Origin of the sequence: Streptomyces sp. SLBN-31 (assembly GCF_006715395.1) — a bacterium.
Lineage (GTDB): Bacteria > Actinomycetota > Actinomycetes > Streptomycetales > Streptomycetaceae > Streptomyces.
The window spans coordinates 4,181,061-4,205,415 of sequence record NZ_VFNC01000001.1 but is presented as its reverse complement, the minus strand read 5'-3'; the positions used below and the strand labels follow the sequence as shown (position 1 = coordinate 4,205,415).

Annotated in this window: 21 protein-coding genes and 6 pseudogenes; 14 read left to right on the top strand and 13 right to left on the bottom strand. The window is 68.3% G+C overall.

What is annotated here, in order from left to right; all coding sequences use genetic code 11:
- Positions 1–190 precede the first annotated feature (190 nt).
- From FBY22_RS19575 to FBY22_RS19555, 5 genes are all read right to left on the bottom strand, one after another.
- Entirely contained in the window at positions 191–895 is a 705-nt protein-coding gene (locus tag FBY22_RS19575; RefSeq protein WP_142147196.1) for a nucleoside/nucleotide kinase family protein, read from the bottom strand.
- On the bottom strand, positions 892–1,896 hold the full coding sequence (locus FBY22_RS19570; protein ID WP_142147194.1) for a zinc-dependent alcohol dehydrogenase family protein: 1,005 nt from the start codon (positions 1,894–1,896) through the stop codon (positions 892–894). The genes FBY22_RS19575 and FBY22_RS19570 overlap by 4 nt, the downstream gene beginning before the upstream one ends.
- A 100-nt stretch (positions 1,897–1,996) precedes the next feature.
- Entirely contained in the window at positions 1,997–2,884 is an 888-nt protein-coding gene (locus FBY22_RS19565) for a carbohydrate ABC transporter permease (RefSeq protein WP_142147192.1), read from the bottom strand.
- Positions 2,881–3,840 carry a carbohydrate ABC transporter permease gene (locus FBY22_RS19560; protein ID WP_142143657.1) on the bottom strand — a complete coding sequence of 320 codons (960 nt, stop codon included), beginning with the start codon at positions 3,838–3,840 and terminating at the stop codon, positions 2,881–2,883. Before FBY22_RS19560 ends, FBY22_RS19565 begins: the two co-directional genes overlap by 4 nt.
- 79 nt (positions 3,841–3,919) lie before the next feature.
- The gene (locus FBY22_RS19555; protein ID WP_142147190.1) at positions 3,920–5,272 is read right to left on the bottom strand and encodes a sugar ABC transporter substrate-binding protein; all 1,353 of its coding nucleotides are present in this window, start codon (positions 5,270–5,272) and stop codon (positions 3,920–3,922) included.
- Between the two features lie 190 nt (positions 5,273–5,462).
- On the opposite strand from FBY22_RS19555, the gene FBY22_RS19550 reads away from it, so the two are divergent.
- Both FBY22_RS19550 and tal read left to right on the top strand, forming a co-directional pair.
- Positions 5,463–6,482, top strand: coding sequence for a LacI family DNA-binding transcriptional regulator (locus FBY22_RS19550; protein ID WP_313905426.1), 1,020 nt, complete (start codon positions 5,463–5,465; stop codon positions 6,480–6,482).
- A gap of 432 nt (positions 6,483–6,914) precedes the next feature.
- Positions 6,915–8,033 carry a transaldolase gene (gene tal, locus FBY22_RS19545; protein WP_142147186.1) on the top strand — a complete coding sequence of 373 codons (1,119 nt, stop codon included), beginning with the start codon at positions 6,915–6,917 and terminating at the stop codon, positions 8,031–8,033.
- A gap of 479 nt (positions 8,034–8,512) precedes the next feature.
- Here the strand turns inward: tal and FBY22_RS19540 are convergent, their stop codons facing one another.
- Genes FBY22_RS19540 through FBY22_RS19530 form a run of 3 tightly spaced genes read right to left on the bottom strand, consistent with a single transcriptional unit; the run spans position 8,513 to position 10,980 of the window.
- Positions 8,513–9,367 (bottom strand): IS5 family transposase, encoded by an 855-nt coding sequence (locus FBY22_RS19540; RefSeq protein ID WP_142147184.1) that lies wholly within the window; start codon positions 9,365–9,367, stop codon positions 8,513–8,515.
- Between the two features lie 59 nt (positions 9,368–9,426).
- Positions 9,427–9,855: a RacP protein gene (locus tag FBY22_RS19535; RefSeq protein WP_142147182.1), complete on the bottom strand. Its 429-nt coding sequence runs from the start codon at positions 9,853–9,855 to the stop codon at positions 9,427–9,429.
- A gap of 3 nt (positions 9,856–9,858) precedes the next feature.
- Positions 9,859–10,980: a DUF6192 family protein gene (locus FBY22_RS19530; protein WP_142147180.1), complete on the bottom strand. Its 1,122-nt coding sequence runs from the start codon at positions 10,978–10,980 to the stop codon at positions 9,859–9,861.
- A gap of 731 nt (positions 10,981–11,711) precedes the next feature.
- Here FBY22_RS19530 and FBY22_RS19520 point away from each other — a divergent pair.
- The 3 genes from FBY22_RS19520 to FBY22_RS19505 all read left to right on the top strand — a co-directional run bounded on the left by FBY22_RS19520 (position 11,712) and on the right by FBY22_RS19505 (position 15,653).
- Positions 11,712–13,649: a sensor domain-containing diguanylate cyclase gene (locus tag FBY22_RS19520; protein WP_142147173.1), complete on the top strand. Its 1,938-nt coding sequence runs from the start codon at positions 11,712–11,714 to the stop codon at positions 13,647–13,649.
- Between the two features lie 397 nt (positions 13,650–14,046).
- A complete protein-coding gene (locus FBY22_RS19510) occupies positions 14,047–15,048 on the top strand; it encodes a helix-turn-helix transcriptional regulator (RefSeq protein ID WP_174267176.1) in 1,002 nt (333 codons plus the stop codon).
- Between the two features lie 194 nt (positions 15,049–15,242).
- Positions 15,243–15,653 carry a hypothetical protein gene (locus FBY22_RS19505; protein WP_142147171.1) on the top strand — a complete coding sequence of 137 codons (411 nt, stop codon included), beginning with the start codon at positions 15,243–15,245 and terminating at the stop codon, positions 15,651–15,653.
- Between the two features lie 312 nt (positions 15,654–15,965).
- Here the strand turns inward: FBY22_RS19505 and FBY22_RS19500 are convergent.
- Positions 15,966–16,760, bottom strand: a pseudogene (locus tag FBY22_RS19500) (transposase family protein).
- Positions 16,761–16,877: 117 nt separating this feature from the next.
- On the opposite strand from FBY22_RS19500, the pseudogene FBY22_RS19495 reads away from it, so the two are divergent.
- Positions 16,878–17,344: pseudogene (locus FBY22_RS19495) on the top strand (RNA-guided endonuclease InsQ/TnpB family protein); the annotation flags it as partial.
- Positions 17,345–17,508: 164 nt separating this feature from the next.
- Here the strand turns inward: FBY22_RS19495 and FBY22_RS19490 are convergent.
- On the bottom strand, positions 17,509–18,162 hold the full coding sequence (locus FBY22_RS19490; RefSeq protein ID WP_142147169.1) for a hypothetical protein: 654 nt from the start codon (positions 18,160–18,162) through the stop codon (positions 17,509–17,511).
- A gap of 283 nt (positions 18,163–18,445) precedes the next feature.
- Between FBY22_RS19490 and FBY22_RS44210 the strand changes: the two genes are divergently transcribed.
- The 8 genes and pseudogenes from FBY22_RS44210 to FBY22_RS19450 all read left to right on the top strand — a co-directional run bounded on the left by FBY22_RS44210 (position 18,446) and on the right by FBY22_RS19450 (position 23,411).
- Positions 18,446–18,652, top strand: coding sequence for a hypothetical protein (locus FBY22_RS44210; RefSeq protein ID WP_142147167.1), 207 nt, complete (start codon positions 18,446–18,448; stop codon positions 18,650–18,652).
- Positions 18,631–18,735, top strand: a pseudogene (locus FBY22_RS45765) (transposase); the annotation flags it as partial. The gene FBY22_RS44210 and the pseudogene FBY22_RS45765, both read left to right, overlap by 22 nt.
- Positions 18,735–19,412: a nucleotidyl transferase AbiEii/AbiGii toxin family protein gene (locus FBY22_RS19475; RefSeq protein WP_142147165.1), complete on the top strand. Its 678-nt coding sequence runs from the start codon at positions 18,735–18,737 to the stop codon at positions 19,410–19,412. The pseudogene FBY22_RS45765 and the gene FBY22_RS19475, both read left to right, overlap by 1 nt.
- 532 nt (positions 19,413–19,944) lie before the next feature.
- Entirely contained in the window at positions 19,945–20,421 is a 477-nt protein-coding gene (locus tag FBY22_RS19470) for a VOC family protein (protein WP_142147163.1), read from the top strand.
- 425 nt (positions 20,422–20,846) lie between these two features.
- Positions 20,847–20,975 (top strand): annotated as a pseudogene (locus FBY22_RS19465) (VOC family protein); the annotation flags it as partial.
- An 81-nt stretch (positions 20,976–21,056) separates the two neighbouring features.
- Entirely contained in the window at positions 21,057–21,965 is a 909-nt protein-coding gene (locus FBY22_RS19460) for a pyridoxamine 5'-phosphate oxidase family protein (RefSeq protein WP_142147161.1), read from the top strand.
- 40 nt (positions 21,966–22,005) lie between these two features.
- Positions 22,006–22,197 (top strand): ferredoxin, encoded by a 192-nt coding sequence (locus tag FBY22_RS19455; RefSeq protein WP_142147159.1) that lies wholly within the window; start codon positions 22,006–22,008, stop codon positions 22,195–22,197.
- Positions 22,161–23,411: an NAD(P)/FAD-dependent oxidoreductase gene (locus FBY22_RS19450; protein WP_260844942.1), complete on the top strand. Its 1,251-nt coding sequence runs from the start codon at positions 22,161–22,163 to the stop codon at positions 23,409–23,411. Before FBY22_RS19455 ends, FBY22_RS19450 begins: the two co-directional genes overlap by 37 nt.
- Here the strand turns inward: FBY22_RS19450 and FBY22_RS45975 are convergent.
- The 3 genes and pseudogenes from FBY22_RS45975 to FBY22_RS19435 form a co-directional block, all read right to left on the bottom strand.
- Positions 23,350–23,535, bottom strand: a complete 186-nt coding sequence (locus FBY22_RS45975; protein WP_399211494.1) for a hypothetical protein — start codon at positions 23,533–23,535, stop codon at positions 23,350–23,352. The two genes, FBY22_RS19450 and FBY22_RS45975, sit on opposite strands and share 62 nt — an antisense overlap.
- Positions 23,536–23,630: 95 nt before the next feature.
- A pseudogene (locus FBY22_RS19440) lies at positions 23,631–23,816 on the bottom strand (zinc ribbon domain-containing protein); the annotation flags it as partial.
- A 279-nt stretch (positions 23,817–24,095) separates the two neighbouring features.
- A pseudogene (locus tag FBY22_RS19435) lies at positions 24,096–24,350 on the bottom strand (transposase family protein); the annotation flags it as partial.
- Positions 24,351–24,355 lie beyond the last annotated feature (5 nt).

Below are 24,355 nucleotides of genomic sequence, written 5' to 3'. Positions count from 1 at the left end.
GGTACTGCTCGGTTCGGTTCGCACCTCCGAGCTACCAAGGGGCCCTGCCTTCATGCGCCGACCGCCAGAAGATCACCCCGGCGAGAAACCAGTTCGACTTGCACGTTTCATGATCGGTTGAGATACGGCTTCTCAATCGCGGCCGTCCCGTATCGGCTGCCCGCTGTGCCGAAGCTTCACAGGGCTGCGGCTATGTCAGCGTCTCCCCTTCCGTGACCGAGTCGGGCAGGAGCGGTGGTGCGAAGACGAGGTCGGCCCGTGACCGGGTGGCGTCGATGCGGTCGGCGTTGCGCTGATCGCTACCGAGTGACCAGCGACGGGCCTCCTCGGGAGGCTTGCCGTGGGCGATGTGTCGCTCGATCAGTCGGCCGAGCCGGGTTTCGGGGTCCGGTGTGAGGTACCAGGCCTCGTCGAGTAGGGGCCTGACCGCGCGCCAGGGGCCTTCCTCCAGGAGGAGATAATTGCCTTCGGTGATCACCAGGGGCACCTCGGGCTGGACGGGGATCGCTCCGGCTACGGGGTCCTCGATGCTGCGGCAGAACCGGGGAGCGTACACACAGTGCCCGGGCCTCTCGCGGAGCCGGCGCAGCAGCGCGAGGTATCCCGTGGTGTCGAAGGTGTCGGGTGCCCCCTTGCGCTGCCGGCGACCGAGTCGGCGCAGTTCGGCGTCGGCCAGATGGAACCCGTCCATGGGGACGACGACGGCCGTGTCGGCGCCGAGTTCGGCGGCCAGCCGGTGGGCGAGGGTGGATTTGCCGGCTCCGGGCGGCCCGGCGATGCCCAGGACAACCCGGCGCCCGGAGCGCGCGAGAGAGCGGGCGCGTTCCACCAGAGTGGTGAACGTCCAGTGGCCTTGGGTGGGTGTGCCAGCGTGGGGGACGGGAGAAGACGTCACCGGGCCGGCCCGTTCGGCTGGATCTGGATCTTGCGGCCCATGCCCTGCTTGAAGAGGTCGACCGCCTGCTTGTACTCGTCCAGGGAGAACCGGTGGCTGATGAGGACGTCCGGACGCAGGAGTCCGGCGGCGAACAGGGCACCGGCGCGGTCGAAGCTGTTGAGCAGGGCCATGGACCCGGTGATGGTGATCTCGTGGTTGTAGATCCGGAACGGTTCGATGGCGGCCTTGGCCTCGGGGGAGGCGACACCAAACTGGAGGAAGGTGCCGCCGCGCTCCACCCGGGACAGGCCGTCCTCGATCGCGGCGACGACCCCGGTGCAGTCGATGACGATGTCCCAGCCTCGTGGACGGTTCGCTTCCCCGGCAGCGGTGACGGCTGCCGTGCAGCCCAGCAGGCGAGTTGTCTCAAGTCGGCTGGGGTTGGGGTCCACGACTGTCACGCTCGCGGCGCCGGCCCGCTTGGCCAGCTCCATCATCATCAGACCCATGGTGCCGGCCCCGTAGATGAGGTAGTGGTCGCCCAGCCGGTGGGACAGTACGTCGAATCCACGTACGGCGCAGCCGAGCGGCTCGATCAGGGCCGCGTCGGCCGTGGAGACGCCTTCGGGAAGGACGAAGCAGTTCTTGACTGGCGCGAGTGCGTACTCCGCGGCACCGCCCGGCTTGGTGATGCCGATGGACTCCCATCGCTCGCATAGATTGGCACGAGCTCGGCCGCAGTAGTAGCACTCGCCGCAGTGGATGGACGGGTTGACCGCCACGTGGTCGCCCGTGCGCACCTCGGTGACCTCGCGGCCCACGGCGACGACCTCTCCGGCGAACTCGTGGCCGGGGACGACTGGGAAGGAGCGGGCGATCTCGCCGTCCAGGATATGCAGGTCCGTGCCGCAGATGCCGGTACCGGCGACGGCGACGACGACCTCACGCGGACCGGGTGCCGGATCGGGCAGCGAGCCGATCTCGATCTTCCCGGGTTCGGTGATGATGGCGGCTTTCACGGGGCGACTCGCAGGATGTCGGGCACAGGCTGGACCTGTGCGGTGGAATGGCGAGCGGAGAACGAATGGGTGTCCCGGGCCGGGAATTGGGTAGTCCGGCTCACTTGACGGCTCCCAGGGAGAGGCCGCGGACGAGTTTGTCCTGGGCGGCGAAGCCGGCGATCAGGACCGGCAGGGAGACCAGTGTGGCGGCCGCGCACAGGCGGGCCAGGAACAGGCCTTCGTTGGTGATGAAGCCGACCAGGAAGACCGGTGCGGTGGAGGCGTTGGTCGCGGTGAGGTTGACCGCGAACATGAACTCGTTCCAGCTGAAGATGAAGCAGATCAGCGCGGTGGCGGCGAGTCCGGGCATGGCGACGGGGGCGACGATCCGCCACAGCACGGTGAGCAGGTTGGCGCCGTCGACTTCGGCGGCCTCCAGGATCTCCTTGGGGACCTCGGCGAGGAAGGAGCGCATCATCCACACCGCGATGGGGAGGTTCATGGCGGTGTAGAGGACGATCAGTGTCCAGACGTTGTCGAGCATCCCGGCGTCCTTGACGATCAGGTACACCGGCAGCAGGGCCGCGATGGCCGGCAGGAACTTGGTGGACAGAAAGAAGAACATCACGTCCGTCCACTTGCGCACCGGCTTGATGGACAGCGCGTAGGCCGTCGGCACCGCCAGGGCGAGCACCAGGATCGTGGAGATGATGCTGGCCATGGCCGAGTTGAGCAGGAACGGCGTGATGTCCCGGCTGAACAGCAGCTTGTACTGGTCCAAGGTGAGCGGCGCGAACGGAGTCGGCGGGTTGGTCGCCGCGTCCGCCTCCCGGTGGAAGGAGGTGAGCACCATCCAGGCCACCGGTGCGAAGAACGCCAGCGTGGCCAGCCAGGCGACGAACGTCCACAGCGGGGAGAGCCGGGGGGCGCCGCCATGGTCGTCCTTGCGGCGCAGGATCTTCTTGAACCTCGCCCCGGGGGCGGCGACTGCCGTGTGAGCGGTCATCGGGACACCTCCTCGCGGAACAGCGACGCGATGGTGCGCAGCGCGAAGGTCGCGATCACGATCGAGCCGAGGACGACGACCACGCCGGCGGCGGCCGCCTGGCCGTACTCGTACTTGCGGAACATGGTCAGGTAGATCTCGTAGGGCAGGTTGGTGGTCTGGGAACCGGGGCCGCCCTGGGTGATCGTGTAGACCGCGTCGAAGGTCTGCACGACGTAGATGGTGCCGAGCAGGACGCCCAGTTCGATGTACTGGCGCAGGTGCGGCAGCGTGATGTGGCGGAAGGTCTGCAGCGCCGACGCCCCGTCCATGCGGGCCGCTTCGAGCACGTCACCGGGTTGGGCCTGCAGACCCGCCAGCAGGATCAGCATCATGAACGGTGTCCACTGCCAGACCAGGGAGATGACGACGGCGGGCATGGGATACGACGAAACCCAGTCGACCGTGGGGCCGTTGGCGGCTCCGAACAGTCGCCATACGGCGTTCAGGGTGCCGTTGAGCAGGCCGTAGTCGGGGTTGTAGATCGCGTGCTTCCACAGCAGTGCCGCCGCGACCGGCATGACCAGGAACGGAGCGATGAGCATCGTCCGTGCCAGGCCCCGGCCGAGGAACCGCCGGTCCAGCAGCATGGCCAGACCGAGGCCCAGGACGACGCTGATGAGCACCACCGACGCGGTGAGGACGACGGTGTTGAGGACCGCGGTGCGCAGCCGCTCGTCGGTGAAGACGAACTTGAAGTTGGACAGGCCGACGAAGTGCCTCTCGCCCGGCTTGAGGATGTTCCACTGAAGGGTGGAGATCACCAGCGTGGCCACGAAGGGCAGTTGGGTCACGATGATCGTGAAGATCAGCGCCGGCAGCAGCGGGATGCGGCGCTTCCACGCGCCGGCACGCGGGGATGTGCGTGGGCGGACGGGTGGCGATGCTGTCTTGGGTGGGGCGGTGAGCGTGGTCATGGATGGTTCCTCCGCCGATGACGGCCGGGGTGGGGGAAGCGGTGCCCGGCCGACGCGAGGGCCGGCCGGGCGATGAAGGTCACTTCTGGTAGTTCTTGGCGACGTCCGCGGCGAGCTTCTGGCCGTCGTTCAGGGCCTTGTCCACGCTGGTCTTGCCGGCGATGGCGGCGGAGATCTCCTGGGTGACCTTCGTGCCCAGGTCCTGGAACTCCGGGATGGCCACGTACTGGACGCCGACCGTCGGGCGCGGCTGGGTGCCCGGGTTGGCCGGGTCGGCACCCTCGATCGACTTCAGCGTGATGTCACCGAACGACCCGGCGGCCTTCTGGTACTGCGGAATGGCGTACGTGCTGGCCCGCTTGCCGGACGGAACCCGGGCCCAGCCGAGCTTGTCGCCGACCAGGTTCTCGTACTTCTTGCTGGATGCCCACAGCATGAACTTCGCCGCGGCATCCGCGTTCTTGGTGGTCTTGGGCATCGCCCACGCCCAGGCCCACAGCCAGCCACTGCTCTTGGTCTGAACGGTCGGAGCATAGGCGTAACCCACGTGACCGGCGATCTTGCTGGAGGCGGGGTCTTCCAGCGAACCGGCGGCGCTGGTCGCGTCGTACCACATGGCGACCTTCTTCTGGCTCATGGCGTTGAGGCACTCGGTGAAGCCGGACTGCGCCGCACCGGCCTCGCCGTGCTTCTTGACCAGGTCCACGTAGAAGTTGGTGGCCTTCCTGAACGCGGGGCTGTCGACCTGCGCCTTCCAGTCCTTCGTGAACCAGGTACCGCCGAAGGTGTTGACCACGGACGTCAGCGGCGCGCCGAGTTCGCCCCAACCGGCCAGACCGCGCAGGCAGATGCCCCGCATGCCGGGCTCGGCACCGTCGACCTTGGCCGCGATGTCGGCGACCTGCTGCCAGGTCGGATGCTCGGGCACCGTGACGCCCTTCGCCTTCATGACGTCCTTGTTGTACATGAGCATGGACGACTCGCCGTAGAACGGCAGGGCGTACAGCTTGCCGTCGGCGCCGGACAGTGACTGCACCATGGGCTTGAGCAGGTCGGCCTTGTCGAAGGCCGTGTCCTTGTCGGCGTAGGAGCCCAGTTCGTGCAGCCAGCCGTTCTTGGTCCAGATCGGTACCTCATAGGCGCCGATGGTGGCGACGTCGTACTGGCCGGCCTGGGTGGCGATGTCCTGGGTGACCTTGTCGCGCAGCTCGTTCTCGGGCAGGACCGTGAAGTTCACCTTGATGCTGGTGTCCTTCGTGAACGTGCTCTTGGTCAGCTTCGCGATGTCCTCCATCTGCGGGTTGCCGACCATCAGCACGTTGATGCTCTCGCTTCCCGCCGAGGAACCGCCGCCGCCGGCGCCCGCGCAGCCGGTGGTCAGAAGTGTTACGGCAACCGAGCCTGCGATGAGGATCTGTCTGGGCGATGCCATAAAAGGCCCCTCTCTAGGGGATGACAGGGGAAGGGGTATACGCCAGACGCGTGCGGACCGCTGCGGCGTGGCCGACACGTTAAGCCTGCGTTTAAGCGCTTAGCAAGAGTCTGGCGAACATCTGCCTAAGCGGTTAACCTCTAGGGGTCGCGCCGACCGTAAGGCAGGAGAGGGGATACCGTTGCCCACCATGGCGGAGGTTGCGCGTCTGGCGGGCGTGTCGATCGCCACCGTCTCCTACGTGGTCAACGGCACTCGTCAGGTGCGCGAAGAGACACGGCGAAGGGTCGAACGGGCGATCGAGCAAACGGGATACACCCCCAACACCCTCGCCCGGTCCCTGGCAACCTCCAGTACGGAATCGATCGGCGTGGTGATCTCCGCCATCACCAACCCCTACTTCGCCGAGGTGCTCGCAGGCGTGGACCGGGCAGCGGTGCGCGCCGGGCGCATCCTGCTGCTCGCTGACTCGCACGACGAGCCCAAGTACGAGTTCGAGGTGGTGCGCGACCTGTGCCAACGCCGTGTCGACGGCATCGTACTGGCGCCCTCCACCGATCCCGCCCGCACCCTGGACTACCTGGTGGCCTCCAAGGTCCCCACCGTGCTGGTAGACCGGCTAGTGGATGACCGGTTCGACCAGGTCGGCCCCGAGAATGAAGAGAGCACCGCTCATCTGGTCCAGCACCTTGCCGCGCGCGGTCACCGCCGCATCGGCATGATCAGCGGTCTGTCCGGTCTGGGCACCACTACCGAGCGTCTGGCCGGTTACCGCAAAGGACTGAAACGGTCCCGGCTGCCCTATGACGCCTCACTGGTCGCCGAAGGCCACTCCAACACGGTCGGCGCCCACGCCGCGACCCATCGGCTGCTTGCCACCCCCGAGCCCCCCACAGCTCTCATCGTCGGCAACAACGCCATGATCGTCGGCAGCATGCGCGCCCTGCGCGGAGCCGGACTGTTGGTACCCAACGACATCGCCCTGGTGTCCTACGACGACCTGCCGGGGGCGGACCTGCTCGCCCCTCCGCTCACCGCCTTCGCCCAGCCCTGCGCCCAGCTCGGGGAGAGAGCCATAGCCATGCTGCTGCAACGCCTGACCGACCCGGACGCCGCGCCCCGCACCGAGCGACTCGGCCCACGCCTGATGCACCGCCGCTCCTGCGGCTGCCCGGCGGACACTCGCGCCGACGGCACATCGGACGCCTGACACGGTCCGTTACCTGGTTACCGACGCGCAGCCCACGGACCGACACGGACAGCGGCGAACTCGGCCGCGCCTATGGGCACACACGGTGCCTCCGCCGGGGGACATGAACCAGATACGGGGGCTATGGTGACGGCGGCGCTCGCGACGCGACGCCGACGGACCGGTCGGGCTCAGCGGAGCCGGACCAGGTCTACCGCGACAGCATGCTGCCAAGGACGTCAGGGCGCGGGTCGCGGTCGAGGCACCAACTGGCCTGGCCTCGCTTTGCGGTGGCACCTGATGCTTCGTCACTCATAGGAACTTCCGCACCAACGCTGACCACGACTTGCCCTTGGCATGGGCTCGGTTTCACCGTGCGGGCAAAGGCCGCCGCGCCAGTTCTCCCGCCGCCGATTACTGAAGCAGTGCAACGACCCAAGGAGTTGGAATTTCATGGCTGACGCACTCAAGCGCCTCTGCGACGAAGGCGTCGCGATCTGGCTGGACGACCTTTCGCGTAAGCGGATCACGTCCGGCAACCTGGCCGAACTGATCGACCAGCAGCACGTGGTCGGCGTGACCACCAACCCGTCGATCTTCCAGAAGGCCATCTCCCGGGGCGACGGCTACAACGGCCAGCTCGCCGACCTCGCCGCGCGTCGGCTGACAGCCGAGGAAGCTCTGCGGATGATCACCACCGCCGACGTCCGTGACGGCGCCGACATCTTGCGCCCGGTGTACGAGACCTCAGCCCACCAGGACGGCCGGGTCTCCATCGAGGTCGACCCGCGACTTGCGCACGACACGGCCGCCGCGGTCGCCGAGGCCAAGCAGCTAGCCTGGCTGGTCGACCGGCCGAACGCGCTGATCAAGATCCCGGCGACGCCCGCGGGGCTGCCCGCGATCACCGAGGTCACCGGCAAGGGCATCAGCGTCAACGTCACGCTGATCTTCTCCCTGGACCGGTACCGCGGCGTGATGGACGCCTACCTCTCCGGACTGGAGAAGGCCAAGGCCGCCGGTCTCGACCTGTCCCTGATCCACTCCGTCGCGTCGTTCTTCGTCTCCCGCGTGGACGCCGAGATCGACAAGCGGCTGGAGAAGCTGGGCACCGACGAGGCCAAGGCCCTCAAGGGCAAGGCCGCGATCGCCAACGCCCGGTTGGCCTACCAGGCGTACGAGGAGGTGTTCTCCTCCGACCGCTGGCTGGCCCTGGAGAAGTCCGGCGCCAACAAGCAGCGCCCGCTGTGGGCCTCCACCGGTGTCAAGGATCCCGCCTACCCGGACACCATGTACGTCACCGAACTGGTCGCGCCGAACACGGTGAACACCATGCCCGAGGCCACCCTGAACGCCGTCGCGGACCACGGCCAGATCTGCGGTGACGCGATCCGCGGCACCTACGAGCAGGCGCGGGCGGAGCTGGACGCTATCGCAGCGCTGGGCATCTCGTACGACGATGTCGTCCAGGTACTGGAGGACGAGGGCGTCGAGAAGTTCGCGGAGGCCTGGAACGAACTTCTGGACTCGACCAAGGCGGAACTCGATCGGCTGGCCCCGGTGGAGGCCTGAGCGATGGTCGGCCAAGGGCATCCCGCAACAACAACTCCTGCGGAATGACCTGGCCCGTCGGCTCCCACGGATCGTGGGTTTCGTCAGGTCGGTCGTCGCAGATTGCGCTGACAGGCGGGAGAGCCGCCGCGCACGGTGGCCACAGAACGCACTGCAGAGCCTCCTTGACCATGGTGGCAGGGGCTGTGGTTGATGGTCCACGGGTGCGGAAGGCGTGTCCTTGCCGGTGTCCGGGTCCTTGGCCCAGTGCGACACCACGGTGTGCACTTGTGGCGGCGGCCCCGTGTCCTGCTCTCCCGCGCGGACATGGGCTGCCTCCCCTCCGGTGAGCTGGCCGGTCTGGGCGGCTTCGGGCATCACGCACCGACATTCCCGGAGCCTGCCTGGATGTCATCTGGCCGCGGCGCGTTCGGCCTGGGCGAGGCGATAGAACTCCGTGCCGGTCCGGGGCGAGGGGCTGACCGTACCCTTGAGAATGATCAGTCCCGCTGGGCTTCGCGGGAGGCCGGCTGTCCGCTTCTGCGGGATGTGCGGCGAGTGATGCGCCTGGTCATAAGCGTGATCGCCGCCCAGGTGATCAGTGATTCCGAATGCTGGATGAGCCGTTCGTAGTCCCGGGCGTGACGGCGGGCGTGCATGATCCAGGCGAGCGAGCGTTCGACGACCCAACGGCGGGGCAGGATCACGAACCCGACGGCTTCCTTCGGGCGGCTGACGGTCTTCAGAGTCAGTCCGAGGTGCTTCTTCGCCCAGATCACGAGCTGTCCGGCATAGCCGGAGTCGGCCCAGACGATGGTGATCTCGGGGTGCATCAGCCGCAGCCGGAACAGAACTTCCTTCGCCGCATCGCGGTCGGTCATGTCGGCCGGAGTGACCATGACGAACAGCGGTAGCCCCTTGGTGTCGACGACCAGGTGCCGCTTGCGTCCGTTGATTTTCTTCGCGCCGTCGTAGCCGCGGGAGTCCTTCCCGACGGTTTCTGCGGCCTTGACCGACTGGGAGTCGAGAACGGTGGCGACCGCGCCGGGCGCCCGGCCCATCTCGCGGCGGATGCGTTTGCGCAGCTGGTCGCGGATCTGTCCGATGACGCCGGCCGCTGCCCAGCGGGCCATGAAGTTGTAGCAGGTCCGCCAGGGCGGGAAGTCGCTGGGCAGGGCCCGCCATTTGCAGCCGGTGTCGACGACGTAGCGGATCGCGTCGACGATCTCGCGGCGCGGGTGCTTCTCCGGGCGTCCTCCCTTGGGGGATTCGCAGGCCGGGGCCGGGAGCAGGGGTTCGATCAGGGCCCATTCGTCGTCCCAGGTGTCGGAGGGGTAGCAGCGGTGCCTCGGCAATTAAACCTCCCCTCCCCAGACGGGCTTGGGACGGCCTCTTGGCGGCCGTCCCAACCCGGTCAGGCGTCGATGTAGTCGGCGATCACGTCGAGAGTGGACTCGACCGAGCTGAGCTGGGTGTTCAGGTGCTTAATCCACCGTCCCTTCGGCTGGAGAGCCGCGTGCGGGGCGACGACCCCGGTGATGAAGCGGCGGATCTCGGTGAGCTTTTCCCGGATGATCACGAGTTCGTATGCCTGGAGTTCGGCGGGGTCGGAGCAGAACCGGTAGCCGTCCTTCCTCGTCCAGATCAGGGGCGGCCAGCCGCGTTCGGCGATGATGTCCCGCAGGCAGGCCAGGCCCGCGCGGGCCTGGCTCGGTGTCAGCTCACTGGACCTGATCAGCTGGGGGAAGGTCAGCCCGGCCGGCCGGGCTTCGAAGAGCACGAACCGGACGGTGTCGGCGTGCCGCTGGGACGCCGCCGATCTGCGCTCGGAGGCGCGGGGCACCGCCTACTCACCTTGCAGGAGCCGGGCCAGCTCGCCGTCGACATCGACCTTCCCGGTGTCGACAGCCGTCTCGATCCAGTCCAGCGTCGCCCGCACCCGGGCGACGTTCTCGTGTACGAAGACGCGTTCGTCGTCGCCGAGCGGCGCCTCACGCAGGCCCGGGACGACCCGGCCAGCCGCGGCGACGAACGCGTGGCAGGCGGTGACCAGGTCCAGGAACTCCACCGACCGGTCGATCGCGCGGATCGCCGGGGCGATGGGGCTGGTGCGGTCGAAGTCCTCACGGGCCTGTCGGCCGCGTTCGACCTGGGCGTGGTTGACCTGGTGGCGGGCTGTGTCGTCGCTCATCGCCTTGAAGGCGACGTCTGGCCTGCGCAGCAGGCCGGTGGTCACTTCGGTGGCGACGGTCTCGTCCCGCGTCAGCTCCTCCACGACCTTGACCCGGTCGGCGGGCTTGACCTGGGCGACCACCGCGGGACGGCGCAGGATGTCCGGGGCGATCGCGGCCGCGACCTCGTCTTCACGAGAGAGTTCCTCCACCACCCGGACCTTGTCCTCGGGCTTGACCTGGGCGACCACTGCCGGGCGGCGCAGCAGGTCGCCGGTCACCGTCGCCGCGACCTCCTCATCCTGGGCGAGCGAGTGGATCGCACTGACCTTCTCCTGCGGGGTGACCGGCTTGACGACCTGACGGCCGGCCCGCCGGTTCGCCTCGTCCGGGGTCCACCGGGTCTTGCCCTTGGGAGGCGTGCGCAGCACCTCGAACCGTTCCTCGTCGTCGGCGATGCCCGCCAGAATCCGGTGGACGGTGAACGACACCCCCTCAACCCGGTGTTCCTTCGGCCATCGTGACGCGGTCCACCTCGCCTGCTTCACCATCGAGTACGACACCCCGATGTCCTCGGCCAGGCCGAACAGCGAGTTCTTGACCGTGAACAGGTCATCGCTCCGCTCCTGGCCGCCGTACTCGCGCATCGGCTCGACTTCCAGCGCGTAGTCGCCGATCGTGAACTGGATGCGGCTGGCCGTCTCCACCAGCTTCCGCAGCTCGGCAACGATCTCCGCGTACCGGCTCGCACTGACACTGCCGACCTTGCCGCCGGTCTCCTCGATCTCCTCGGGCACGGATCCACCACCAACCCGCGGGCCGGGCACGGCAGTTGGCCGTGACGAGACACGGCCCGCCTCTCAGACTCGAGAGTCAGACCGAAAATCCTATGATCACAACGAACGACCGGAAGTGACCGGTATCTGATCGGATGCGCAGTTGGGATGCGTTCGCGCTACGGTCACCGTGACCGTTCGCCGTACGTTTCGGTCCGGGCCCTCCAAGCCCTCGTCACGCACCGCCGCGAGCAGTAGACGGCGTTCGAGCGGCGGTCCACCCCTGCCACCCAACTCGCCCCACACACGGGACACTTCACCCGGCCGTCGCCGTCCAGCTCCGCGACCACCCGCTTGCGCAGTCGGCGGGCCCGCCGCCACTGCCTGGCACGACACGCGGCCGAACAGAACACCGCGTCGGGTCTCACTCCCGGCCTCAGCCGTTCACCACAGCTCCCGCACACCCGCTCTCCGGCCCGCCCGGCGTCCTCGGACACCACGCCAGCGTAGATCCCGAGGCTACCCAGCAAACCGGTTCAGGAACAGGCACTAACGATCAACTTGGCGCAGGACACCAGTTACCCGTGCGGGCATCGTCAGCTCAACGGGCGGAGTGCTCGCTACTTCAGGTGAAACTCCTCAAGCTGCCTATGCGGCACACGAAAAGATCGTCCTACTCTCGTAACTGCCCGGGAAGTTCCGGACGTCGGGGGGCTCTGCTCTTCCGGGTTCGATCATCATCAGGGGTTTGCATGGTCCAGGCGTCGGCTGGTCGTGACCGGACTGGCCGCACTGCTCGCCTCGGCCGGCTGCGTGTCACGAAAGCCGGCAAGGCAGTGTCTGAGGGCGCGGTGGTGGCCGTCGCCGTCGTAGCGGGCGCGGTGGTGGCTGTCGTCGTGTCGACAGGCATCGCAGTGCCGGTGGCGCATGGGACAGCCGCGGCCTCTCTCCTGGTTCGTGCCCGGACCGTGGGGGGACGAGTCCGGCTTCGTCTCACGCTGTCCGCTATCTCGGTGGCCGCAGGCGGCCTGCATTATGTCCTCGTAGATCAGATGGGTGCGTCGAGCCCCGCTGTGGGCGTCTTTCGCCCCGTCGTCCGGGTGCTGGCATGCGTCGGGATCGCCGCATGCCTGGGGGGCGCTGTTGCCGCGCTGGTGATGGCGGCGACGGAGGACGGTACGACCCTGATCCGGTTACGGCGGCTGCTGGACGGCTGGCTGATTGCGGGGTCCCTGTTCACGGTGGGCTGGGTCCTGCTGCTGCATCGCGCCGACCGGGGCGATGACGCATCGGCTTCATTCCTCGGTCTCGCCCGTGTGGGGGCGGACATCCTCGTGTTCGGGCTGCTGGTCGCCTTGCGGTTTTGCCTGCCGCACGCCCAGCGCACGGCGACCACCGTGGCCGTCCTGGCGCTCGTTGCTCTGGGCGCGGGCGACGTGCTTCGGATCCTGCCGCCAGAGCCGGGCTCATGGGAGGGGATCCCCCTCGGCGCGGCAAGTTCGGCGGTCGGGCTGCTCCTCGTCGCCGTGGCGCCGTGGCTGCCCGGCGGGGTGAGCGTCGTGGGGTTCGGCCGGCGGATGATGCCCGTCATCGGTGTGGTGGCGGCGTTCGTGCCCGTGGTCTTTTGTGCGCTGGCCATCGCGGCCCACACCGTCGCCGGCGGACCGCTCGATACGGTGATGTCGGCTTTGGCGGGTTCAGTGCTTCTCGCGCTCGGCGTCCGCCAGGGCGTCATCCACGCCGACCACCTCAGGATCACGCATGAGACCGCGGAGCGCGAGGATCACTACCGAACGCTGGTCGACCGCACCTCCGACGTGATCACGATCGTCTCCCTGGACGAGCGTGTGCTCTACGTGAGCCCGGCCGCACGCTGGGTCTACGGCCACCGGCCCGAGGACCTTGAGGGCGCTCGCCTGCCCCTCTACACCCATCCGGACGACCGCGAGAAGCTGATGCAAGCCGTCCAGACACTGCGGCAGGACGCCGAATCGGACATCCGCGGGCCGGGTCGCCGGGTGTCATGCCGGGTGCAGGCCGCCGACGGAAGCTGGCGCCACGTCGAATCGACGATCAACCACCACCCCGATGGACTGATCTTCATCAGTCGCGATGTCAGCGAGCGGGTTGCGCAGCAGGTGCAGCTGGAGCGCCTGGCCTACCACGACGCATTGACCGGCCTGCCCAACCGGGCTCTGTTCGCCGACAGGGTCGCCCATGCGCTGCGGAAGCGGATCACGGATGAGGCCCCGCCCGTGGTGCTCTTCATGGACCTGGACGGCTTCAAAGCGGTCAATGACTCGGCGGGGCACGCGGCAGGGGACACGGTCCTGAGGCATGCCGCGCGTCGGCTCCAGTCATCCGTACGGGCGGGGGACACGGTGGCCCGCCTCGGCGGCGACGAGTTCGCGGCCCTCCTCGAGTGGGAGGCGGGAGCACATCCCTCGAGTGCTCAGGAAGTCGCCCAGCGGATCCTGACCGTGCTGACGCAGCCGTACCCGATCGGCACCGTGAAGGCTGAGGTGTCGGCCTCCATCGGCATGGCCGTGGCCGTACCGGGCATCACACCGGAGCAGCTGCTGCACCAGGCCGACCTGGCCATGTACGCGGCCAAAGCCGCCGGCAAGGGCCGCATCCGCCTGCACCACGCACAGCCCCCGCACGCTCACAGCGGCACATCGAACGGCTGACGAGACTGCGCTGCATGCGGATCGTGCTGCGGTCGGGGCGGTACCGCCAGGAACCGCGGGCATCGCGAACGTCCTCGCCGACTCAGGCAGCGGGTTCGTTGCCAACCCCCGCCACGGGGCGAAGGCCGCCCAGAGGGTCGAAGCCGCACAGCACGCCCTCAGCCGGTGCAAGCGCGCAAGCAGACGGCGGCGCAAGGCCGTGGAAACAGTGAGCCTTTTCAGCGTGGCCCCTGATCGGGTGATGCGGCGATCCATCAGCCGATAGGGCCGCTGGCGTTCACCGGCTCGAACGCATGGCCGACGGACGGGTCCTGCGCTCGACGCCCGATTGGGCGGTACGAGGTGGGGCAGGCTGAGGGGCGTTCACGCACTCCCTTCGGCGGCAGGAGACCGGCAGGTGTTACGTGTTCACTTCACGGCGGAAGACCTCGCCAGGACCCGGGTGGCCGCGACCATCGGCGTCGCGGCCGAGGTCTACTACAGCCTGGAGCTACTGAGAGGCAACCGGGTGCCTACGCACCTCCGCACCTGGCGCTCGGCGGTCGCGGGCAGGACGGGGGCCGACACACTCCCCTTGACATCCCTGGTCCCGACGCGCGGTCCCGGGCTTGATCTGCTGGCCCTGACGGGCGATGTGCCCTCTCTGGACCACGCCGTGGACAATCTGCTGCACGCCCCGGTGTCCCAGCTGCGCCGCGAGATCGAGTGTCTCGACTTCCGTCCCGGACAACTGCCGTGGGCCAGACGGGTGGCGGAGGGCGACCGTGACGCGCTGCGGGAGCTGGCGAAGGCCCTGCGCGCCTGCCACCGACTGACCGTCGAGCCCTACTGGGACAGAGGACGGTCCGAACTGGTCGCGCTGTCCACCCGTAGCGCGAACCTGATGCTGGAGGGAGGCGTCGATCTCCTGCTGCGCTCGATCTGTGCACCACTGGTCCGCTGGCGTCCGCCGGTGCTCGAAGCCCCCTACCCGCGCCGAGTCGATGTGCACCTCCAGGGGCGGGGACTCATCATCACGCCCACGGTCTTCTCGAAGCACCCGGTGAGTTTCCTGTGGGACCCGCTCGACACCGCTCAGCCACCCCGCCTGACCGTACCGGCCCTCCGCCGGCCACTGACCGGCACCGGAGCGGCGGAGTCGGACAGCGCGACCGTCCGGAACCTGGAGTCCCTGCTCGGCCGCACCCGAGCCGCCGCCCTGCGAGTGACGGCGGAAGGCTGCACAACGAGCGAACTGGCCCGCCGCCTCAACGTCACGGCCGCCGCGGCCAGCCAGCACGCGACCGTGCTGCGCGACTCGGGCCTCATCACCACCAGCCGCCGCGGCAGCTCCGTACTCCACCTCATCACCCCGCTCGGGCTGGCCCTGCTGTGGACGGGCGCCCTGACGCAACCGTGACGGCGCGAGGACGCCGCGAACGAACGTCGCCTTCCTGTCACACACCACCGAACAAGCGAACCGAGGTGTGTGAGGTACTGCCGCACCCACCGCCCTGGCAGCCCCTTTAAGCGGTGGCTTAAAGGATGGGCAACGGATGGTCGACCTGCCCAGGATGTGAGGCGACAACCGACTCGTCCCGTCTGGAGGACCACTTGAAGCCGCAACTCGCCGCCGCTGTCGGCTCCGCCGTTCTGACCGCAGCCACCGTACTGGGAGCGCCGGCCGCGGGCGCGCAGACTGCGGCGTACCCGACCACGCCCATCACAGGCGTCTCGTATGGCGCCAGCTACATCAGCGGCACTCTGACCTGGTACAACCGTTCGGTAGGGGTCGACGGAGCGCTCCGGGCCGTCGGCTGCCGCAGGGCGTGGGTCGGCGCGTACGACGCCTCGGGTATCCGCCTCGGCGCCAAGAGCACCAGTACCAAGTGCGACGTGACGTATTCGCTCGACGACTTCCCGGCAGTCCCCGCAGACGTGCCCGGCGGGGCCGCGTATGTCGTCGTCTGCCTTGACGACGCCACCGCGTCCCCACTCGATTGCGAGACGTTCTACCGGCCCTGACCACTCCGACCGCTCGATAAGTGACCTTGCGCCGACACACATACCCGGCCCCGGGGCGGCATGACACGCGCCGCCCCGGAAGCTGATCCCGTCGCCCGAGGCAGAGCTACGAGCCATCAACCGTCGAGCCTCCGTAGATGACCGGGACGACGGCAGGCGTGGGATGTTCGGCTGTGTGACCGTGGGAGCAATGGGGCTTCGGTCCTACGCGAAGTCGGCTGCCCCTCCGGCGGGCGAGGCCGCCGAGTGCGTTGACGAGGCCGCCAGGCAGAGCAGCCGCCGCCCGGGGCGCATCGGGCCGCCGTCGCGGATTCACCCGATCGGTGGCTGTTCCGAAAAGGAATCAATGAGGTCTTTCAGCGTTTGCCGCTCCAGCGTGAGGACGGCTGCGGCGATTGACGTCATGCGATTCGGGCTGCACCGGGATCTGCGGAAGATGCGCCAGGACTTCAGTCGTGCGACACCGCGCTCGACCGGTGCCCGTGCCGCGGACAGTGCACGGTTGACGGTTTGCTGGGTCGGTGTGAGCTCGCGGCCTGGTGAGCGTCTGAGGGGTGTCGTCACCCACGAGCCGGCTCCCATGTAAGCCCGATCGGCGAGGACTGGGACGCCTGGCGCTCGCAGATCCGCATGATCCGGTGGTCACGCGCCGCCGTCAGGTCGTGGGCACGGCCGGGCAGTGCGGGAGATCCACAGCAGCCGCCCGGCTGAATCGGTCACCAGCTGCACGTTCACCCCGTGGCGGCGGTGCTTGTGGGAGGAGTAGTCGGCGCGGCCGTCGCCGATCCTGTCGCGCTCGGCGAGCGTCCCGTCCAGCAGGACGTAGTCGGGGTTGGCTTCGCGCAGGGCACGCAGCAGGCCGGGTGCGCGGTCGGCGAGCAGATTGATGACGGCAGCCGTGTAAGCATGGGCGGTGCCGACAGATATGCCGAACCCGGCCGCGATCTGCGTGAGGGTGTCGTGCCGGCGCAGGTACACCAGCCCGACCAGCGCACGCTGGTGCGGCGGGAGCTTGCAGCGGCGGTCACCCTCGCGGGTGACGATGAGCATCGTGACCCACTCGACCAGGGTGTGAGGCAGGTCGAGTGCGGCAGAATACGGAACCAACGCGGCTCCTGTGCCTGTGGGTTGAGACTTCGAATACCTCCCCCAACAGCACGGGAGCCTCGTGCGTTGCGGGCACCGATCCCGTCACCCGATCAGTGGCCATGCTGAAAACGCTCAGTGGCTCGCCTGCACCGCAAGGTTCGCCGGCAGCGCCTGGACCACGCACACAAGACCGCGCTCACTCTCGTGCGTGAGCACGACTTCATCGCGCACGAAGACGTCAAGATCCGCAACATGAGCAAGGCCCCCACGCCGAAGCCGGACCCCGAACAGCCGGGCAGCTTCCTGCCCGAGGGGCCGCTGCGAAGGCCGGGCTCAACCGCTCAATCGCCGATGCCGGATGGGGGGGGTTCCTCGCGATCCTGGCCGCCAAGGCGGAAGGAGCCGGACGGCAAGTGATGGCGGTGGCCCCCCGCAATACCTCACGGCAGTGTCCCGAATGCGGGCACACCGCCAAGGAGAACCGGCCCACTCGGGAAAGGTTCCACTGCCTCTCGTGCGGCCACTCGGCGCACGCGGACACGGTGGGGGCCATCAACGTTCTCCGGGCCGGGCTGGTCCGTCGCGACGCCAAACCGGCATAGCGAGAAGCCCCTCGTTTACGAGGGGGAGGAGTCACGACGACAATGACGCCGGCAAGGTCAGTAGCCGGAACCGAGCAGGAGGGCCGGGTCGCCCGGCCCTCCTCTCACGCCGTGCGTGGCGTGGTGCCGCAAGGTTCAGGGCTACTGTGGGCAGCTCGGCCGGGTCAGCACTTCCACGTCTCCCACTTCAGCTCGCCCTTGAGGGAGCCGTCCGACCAGGCGACCGGGGTGTCGATCCGGAAGCCGTCGGAACCCTGGCCGGGGTAGTACCAGTAGTAGTGGCCGTCGACGCGCTTGCCGTAGTGCACCTCGATCCAGCCCTGCGAGTGCCGGACGAGCGGACGGAACGAGTAACCGCCCTTGTATCCGGGGCGGACGGTGCTGGTGACGGTCTGCGTGTTGGTGCGGGTGTCCCCGAGGGTCCAGGTCTCGGAGGTCTCCGTGCTGGCCTTCATGCCCAGCTCGATCGTGTCGCTGAATCCCGCGCTGACCTCGACGCTCGTGGACTGCTGGTACGAGTACGAGGTGTTCGTCGCGTAGGCGCTGGCGATCTGGAACGTGGCGTTGTCGGTGCCCGAGCAGTTCGAGAACACGTTGCTCGACTCGTGCCAGTCGCCGTACGAGGTCCAGGCGTTGATCTCATGGTACTGGCACAGGTCGGCGTTGCCCTGGTTGCAGTCAGAGAGTACGTCGGGCTTGTCGTCACCCCAGCCGGGGCTGGAGTTCGCGCTGGCCGTACCTGCGGACGCCAAGAGCATCAGGGCGGCGGCAGGCGCCAGCAGGGCCGCTCGGGCGCGGCTCCGCTTTAACACCTTCATCAAGGTCTCCTCGTGGGGGGATGTAGGGGGCGGATGTGGCTGATGTGCCTCAAGTATCCACACCTACCGAGGAGTTGACCGTCAGACCGGTTCCGCCGCACCGATCCGTCATTCGCCTTCACGCGGACTGTGAGCGCACGGCAGCTCCGCGAGCAGGCCCAGAACGAACGCCCGTGCCCTGCCTCGCGGCTCCACCCGGGAGAAACCACCCGCCACACGCGCCATCAGGCCCTCGAACATCGGCTGCCACCGGGCAGGGCCGTTCGCCGCAGTTACCTTTCTGGTGGCCGCAGTGGACTACGGCGGCGTACGGGGAGCGTCCCAGCACCCGGCAGGCGGCCTGCAACTGGGCGCCGCCGCCTTGGTGCTGGAGTCACTCCTACGCCTGGGCACCCTGGCCGCGCTGGCCCGCGCCCACCGCATCCCCATGGCGCTGCCGGCCGAGTCCAGCGCCACCGCCCACACAGCCACAAGGAACAGGGCAGCATGATCCGCCGCTACATCATCTGGCGAAACCATCACGCCGATGACCGGCGCCTACGCGCCCTCGTGGACGGGGCAAACGTTGCCTGATGCGGCACTGGATCTTCTACTTCAACCGGCTCGCAGCCCGGGTCTTCACCCTGGACCCCGACGGATGGCTCATCAAGGGCGGCCAGGCTCTCCTGGTCCGCTACCGCGGTGCGGCCCGCCTCAGCGGCGACATCGATCTGCAGACCGCGCAGCCCGGATTGACCCCGAACGAGGCGCGCCCTCGGATCCTGGAAGCCGCGGCCCACGATCTCGGCGACTTCCTCCGTTTCGCCTCCGGCAAATATACGGCCGCAGCGGACCCCGACCGCGGCGGCTCCCAGTACTTTCAGGTCTACCTCGGCCCTAGCCGTGTTGACGGCGTCAAGGTGGACATCGCCGTCCGGCGAACCCTCGTCGGCACCCCCGAGACCAGCCCCCTCCTTTCCGCCGTCGATCTGCCCTGGCCGGTCGACTGGCAAGCGCTTGATGTACGCCCCGTGGGCGGGCTGACCGGTTCGGGATCAGCACGGGGCCCGAGGGGTCAGCCATGGCATGCCCGGCCCCGGCTACACGGGGACGCGGTTGTCCAACGACACCGTACTCCCGGAGTAACGGCCACTGGTGCGAAGCCAGTTGCTCCCCCGGACGGCTTAGGCCGGCTTCCTGGGGCACCGGCGAAACACCGTGGCCTTGGCCGATCCACTTCTGAGCGGAGGTTGGTTCCCGCGCTGTCGTAGATCGTTTCCCGCCTCGCGGCGGGTCATCGCAGCGCCGCCGCCACCAGCCTGCGGATCTCTGCGTCGGACACGCTTCCGCCACCGGGCACTTGGCCGGATTGCAACCGCTCGACGAGCGCCGGACTGCGCGGCGGCGAGCTACCTCCGCCGGGAGGTCACCAAGCGACGTTGCCCCGGTCGTGGACATGTATCCGTCCAGCAGCACTCCGCGCATCCGGGGATCAGCAGCCGGATCGGCGACCCGCGCGGAGGGCATCGTGGCCGCATAGCCCGGCGGCGCATGCCGCTGGGCGTGCGTGGCGGGCGCCAACTTTCCGCCAACCATGCGGCATGAAAGTAATCCACGACACGGTGGCCGCCGCACCGCCGCGGTCCATCACCCACCCGCCACTTTCGGGCGCGGCCTTCCGCTCGGCCGTCCGGCCCTCGGTCGCTGAGACGAATGACGGGGCAGGGCCGGTGCGTGCCGGCTCACCCCACCTCGGGGTCGCCCGACCCGATCCCGTCCAGGATCCCTCTGCCAAGGAGAACCATGACCACGACCCAGCCCTCGCCGGGTCCGGTGACCGCAGCCGCCACCGGCCATGTCGGGCTCAACGTCACCGACGTGACCCGTTCGATCCATTTCTACCAGCGGGTCTTCGGCTTCGACCTGCTCGGCGAGAGCACCGAGGGCGACCGCCGCTACGCCTTCCTCGGCCGTGGCGATCAACTCGTACTCACGCTGTGGCAGCAGAGTCGTGACGGCTTCGCCGCCGATCGGTCCGGACTGCACCATCTGTCGTTCAACGTGCCCACGCTGGACGACGTCCAAGCTGCTGTAGCCCGTCTGCAGGAACTCGGCACGCCCCTGATCTACGACAGGATTCTGGCCCACATGCCCGGCCTGGCATCTGGCGGCATCTTCTTCACCGATCCAGACGGCATCCGCATCGAGATCTGCACCGCCTCCGGACTCGAGCACCTCCCCACCCTTGAGGACGGCGCACCCAGCTGTGGTTTCTTCTGATGCCACAGCACTACGACGAGGGTGAACTGGCGGTACAGGCACGGGCGGGCACGGTCGAGCAGGCTGCGGCCATGGCCCCGTACGTTCCGCACCAGCCTGCCTGCACCGTTGGTGAGATTCCTTGCCAGGCAGCGCTGGATCATCGTGGGCGCCACAGACACCGCAGGCCGCGTATGGGCGTCGCTCGTAGTCGGCGCACCCGGCTTCGTGCGTGCCGCTGACGAGACGACCGTACGGATCGACGCGCTCCCTGTGACCAGCGATCCCTTGCGGAACCTGGCAGGCCGGCCGGCCGGCCTGCTGGCCGTCGACCTCGGCCGTCGCAACCGGGCTCGCATCAACGGCACCTCCGCCATGACGCCTGCGGAGTGGTCATGAGCGTCGAGCGGGCTTACCCCAACTGCATGAAGTACATCCAGCGCCGCGAGGGTGCCGCCTCCGGCGGGATCTTCTTCTTCGACCCGGACGGCATCCGGCTGGAGATTTTCACCCCGACCGGTGCCGACGTCGCCCCCGCCCCCAGCGGAACTGCCCCCACCTGCGGCTTCTTCTAAGTCGGCTCTCCGAGCCGATCACTGTCGGGGTGCCCGTCCGGCGCCCTGCCCCACCAACACATGGGTAAGGGAAGGGCGAGAGTGACGATCTACCACCCTGGTGAGGTCGAGGTACAACGTCGGGCCGGCCTTGAGTCCGCAGCCTCCTCGTCCGGCCAGGCCATCAAAGACACGATCCCGCTCATTGCGGCCGAGTTCCTCGCCGCCCAGCCCATGGTGGTGATCGGTGGCACCGACCGCCACGGTCAGGTCTGGTCGTCCTTGCTCACTGGACCCGCTGGGTTCATGCGCGCGGCAGACGAGCACACTCTCGCCGTTGAGGCTCTGCCCGGACCACACGATCCGCTGGCCGAACTGCTCTCAGACCAGGCCCATGTGGGAATGATCGCGATCGAGCCGGCCACACGCCGCCGGATGCGGATGAACGGCACCGCGAGCCCCGAGGGCGGCGGCCTGCGGGTCAACCTCGACCAAGTCTTGGCGAACTGCCCCAAGTACCTGCAGAAGCGCAAGCTCACGGTCCCCGCGACGGGGGCCGGACCCACAGGGGAGACCTCGGCGAGCAGGCAACCTGCCCTCACCGCAGCCCAGCAACTGCGGATCACCACGGCCGACACCTTCTTCGTGGCAACCGCCGACGAGCGCGGCAACGCCGACGCCTCGCACAGGGGCGGCAACCCCGGTTTCGTTGAGGTCCTCTCCCCCACCAAGCTGCGGTGGCCGGAATACGTCGGAAATGCCATGTTCATGACACTAGGCAACCTGCTGGTCAACCCCAAGGCCGGGCTGTTGATCCCGGACTGGGATTCCGGGTCCTTCCTCCACCTCACCGGCACTGCCTCGACCGACTGGAATCCGGAGCACGCAGCGCAGGTTCCCGGCGCGCAGCGCCTGGTGGAGTTCGACATCACCGAGGTCGTCGAGGTTTCCGGAGCCAGCCCGCTGCGCTGGAGCGCGCCGGAGTACTCCCGCTTCAACCCGGCGCTTTGAGCCCTCATTCGACCCTGTCCGCCCCGAAAGGAAGGCTGCTGTGAAAATCGAGATCGACATGGACCTGTGCGACAGTCACGGACAGTGCGTCTTCGCCGCGCCCGAGGTGTTCTCATTCGATGAGAACGACTACGTGGTCTACGACGCGGCTCCGGACGACACCCAGCACGAAGCAGTCGCCAGAGCAATTGCGGCATGCCCGGTGCGGGCGATCCGCATGGCCGACCGCTGATGATGACGACGAGCCGTCAGCCTTCTCTCGGCATCATCGTGGTGGGCGCCTCGCTGGCCGGCCTGCGGGCCAGCGAGGCACTGCGCGCCCAGGGGTACCGAGGGCAGCTCACCTTGGTCGGCGACGAGCCCTACGCCCCATACGACCGCCCGCCGCTCTCCAAGGCGCTCCTCGCAGGAACTTCCGCCCCCGAGGCGCTCAGCTTCCCACTCGACCCGGACCTCGGTATCACGCTGCGCCTGGGAGTACCGGCAGTGCGCCTGGACCTGGACGCCCGGACCATCGAACTCGCTGACTCCACACGATTGCCCTTTGCCGGCCTAGTGATCGCCACCGGCGCCGCGGCGCGCCCGTGGCCAGACCGCTCTCCACGCGGCGTGCACACTTTGCGCGGCCGGGACGATGCGCTCGCTTTGCGCTCCGAACTCGGCACCGAGGCAAGGCTGCTGGTCGTCGTCGGCGGCTTCATCGGCAGCGAGGTGGCCGCGACCGCACGGGAACTAGGGGCCCACGTCACTTTGGTCGAGGCCGAGTCCCAGCCCCTGCGGCGTGCGATGGGGGAAGAGGCCGGCCGGTTCCTGGCCGAGATCCACAGAGCCGCCGGGGTCGACCTCAAGACCGGCACCTCGGTCAGCTCATTCGCCGGTCTGGACCAGCTCACCGGGGCGACACTCTCCGACGGAACCGACCTCGACGCAACTGTCGCTGTCGTCGCGCTCGGCGCAGTCCCCAACACAGACTGGCTCGCTGACTCAGGCCTGCTACTCGACCGCGGGGTCGTCTGCGACACCTACTGCCGCGCCTTGCTGTCCGACGGCAGCCCCGCGCCTGCCGTAGTGGCGGCCGGGGACGTGGCCAGATGGCCTCATCCCTGGGCTGGCGACAGCGCCGTCTCCCTTGGGCACTGGAGCAACGCCATCGAGCAGGCGGAGGCTGCAGCAGCAACACTCCTGGCAAAGGAAGGCGAGCTGAGTCCCTATCTGCCCGTGCCGTCGTTCTGGTCCGACCAATACGGCGTGAGGTTCCGCTCCGTAGGCATTCCGGCCCTGGGTGACGAGGCGGAGGTTGTTGAGAGCGACTCCATCGCTCGGCGCCTTGAGGTCGTTTACTACCGCCAGGGGAACATGGTCGGGGTATTGACCGCCAACCGGATCAGCCGGATCGCAGGCCACCAACGCCGCCTGGCCGCTGAACTGGCGGCCGGTATCGAGTAATCCGTACACGTTCGGCGTGAACGTCGCCAAGGTCGACGCCTGCCGCAGGCAACGCGGCGGACACGTCGTCGGGGACGAAGCCCAGCCAGGGCAGAGCGGACAGCTGCACGGCGGCGCCGAGCACGTTCTGGGATCGGCGGAACTTCCGCAGGAACGCCTCGTCGGCCGAGGTGAGGGTGAATTGACATCCTCTCCCCTCTGAAGGGGGGAGATTCCCGCCTACCGCGCCGTTGAAGGCTGCGGTGCCGAGTGGGTTCCTGCTTCGCTGCGCGGTGCCGGGACGAGTCCCGGTCTTATCTGCGCTCCACAGGCTGATACCGCCAGTCCGGCGGCCTTGGCGACGTTGACCGCCGCGTTGATGTCCCGGTCGAGGACCGCTCCGCACGCCCCGCAGGTCCACACGCGGACGCTGAGGGGCTTGGGGCCGTCCGTAGCGGATCAGCTCGTCCTTGCCGATCGCTGGGAAGGAACGCAACCCCTCCAGCTCCTCATCCGAGAAAACACCCGCGTCGCCTCGCCCCGCCCCTCCCGTCACGGCCACCACTCACTTGGCCTAACGAGTCCGCCCCACGCCAGCTTCAAGATCATCCCGTTGCCCCTTTGGCGCGTATCTCGGCCAAACCCCCATCTGCGCGGCCGCGGCGTCCTTAAGCAGCACCGGTCTGTTTCAGCGGCCCGCTCGTTGATTCGACCGGCCGCGGACTTCGAAATCCCGAAGAGCGGGGCGAGCTGCCGCAGCGTCAGGTTCGTACGCCAGTAGGCCGTCACCAGCAGCGCCCGGTCCTCCAGGCCGGGGCTCCAGGGCCGGCCGCGCCGAGGCTTGTCCACCGCCTCCCGCCGCAGTGCGGTCACCAGCTTGCCGAAGCTGCGCGGGCTCAGCCCGCTGAATGGGAATGGGACTATCCAGGACGGCACCGAAGACGTGATCACACCTGTCACATGAA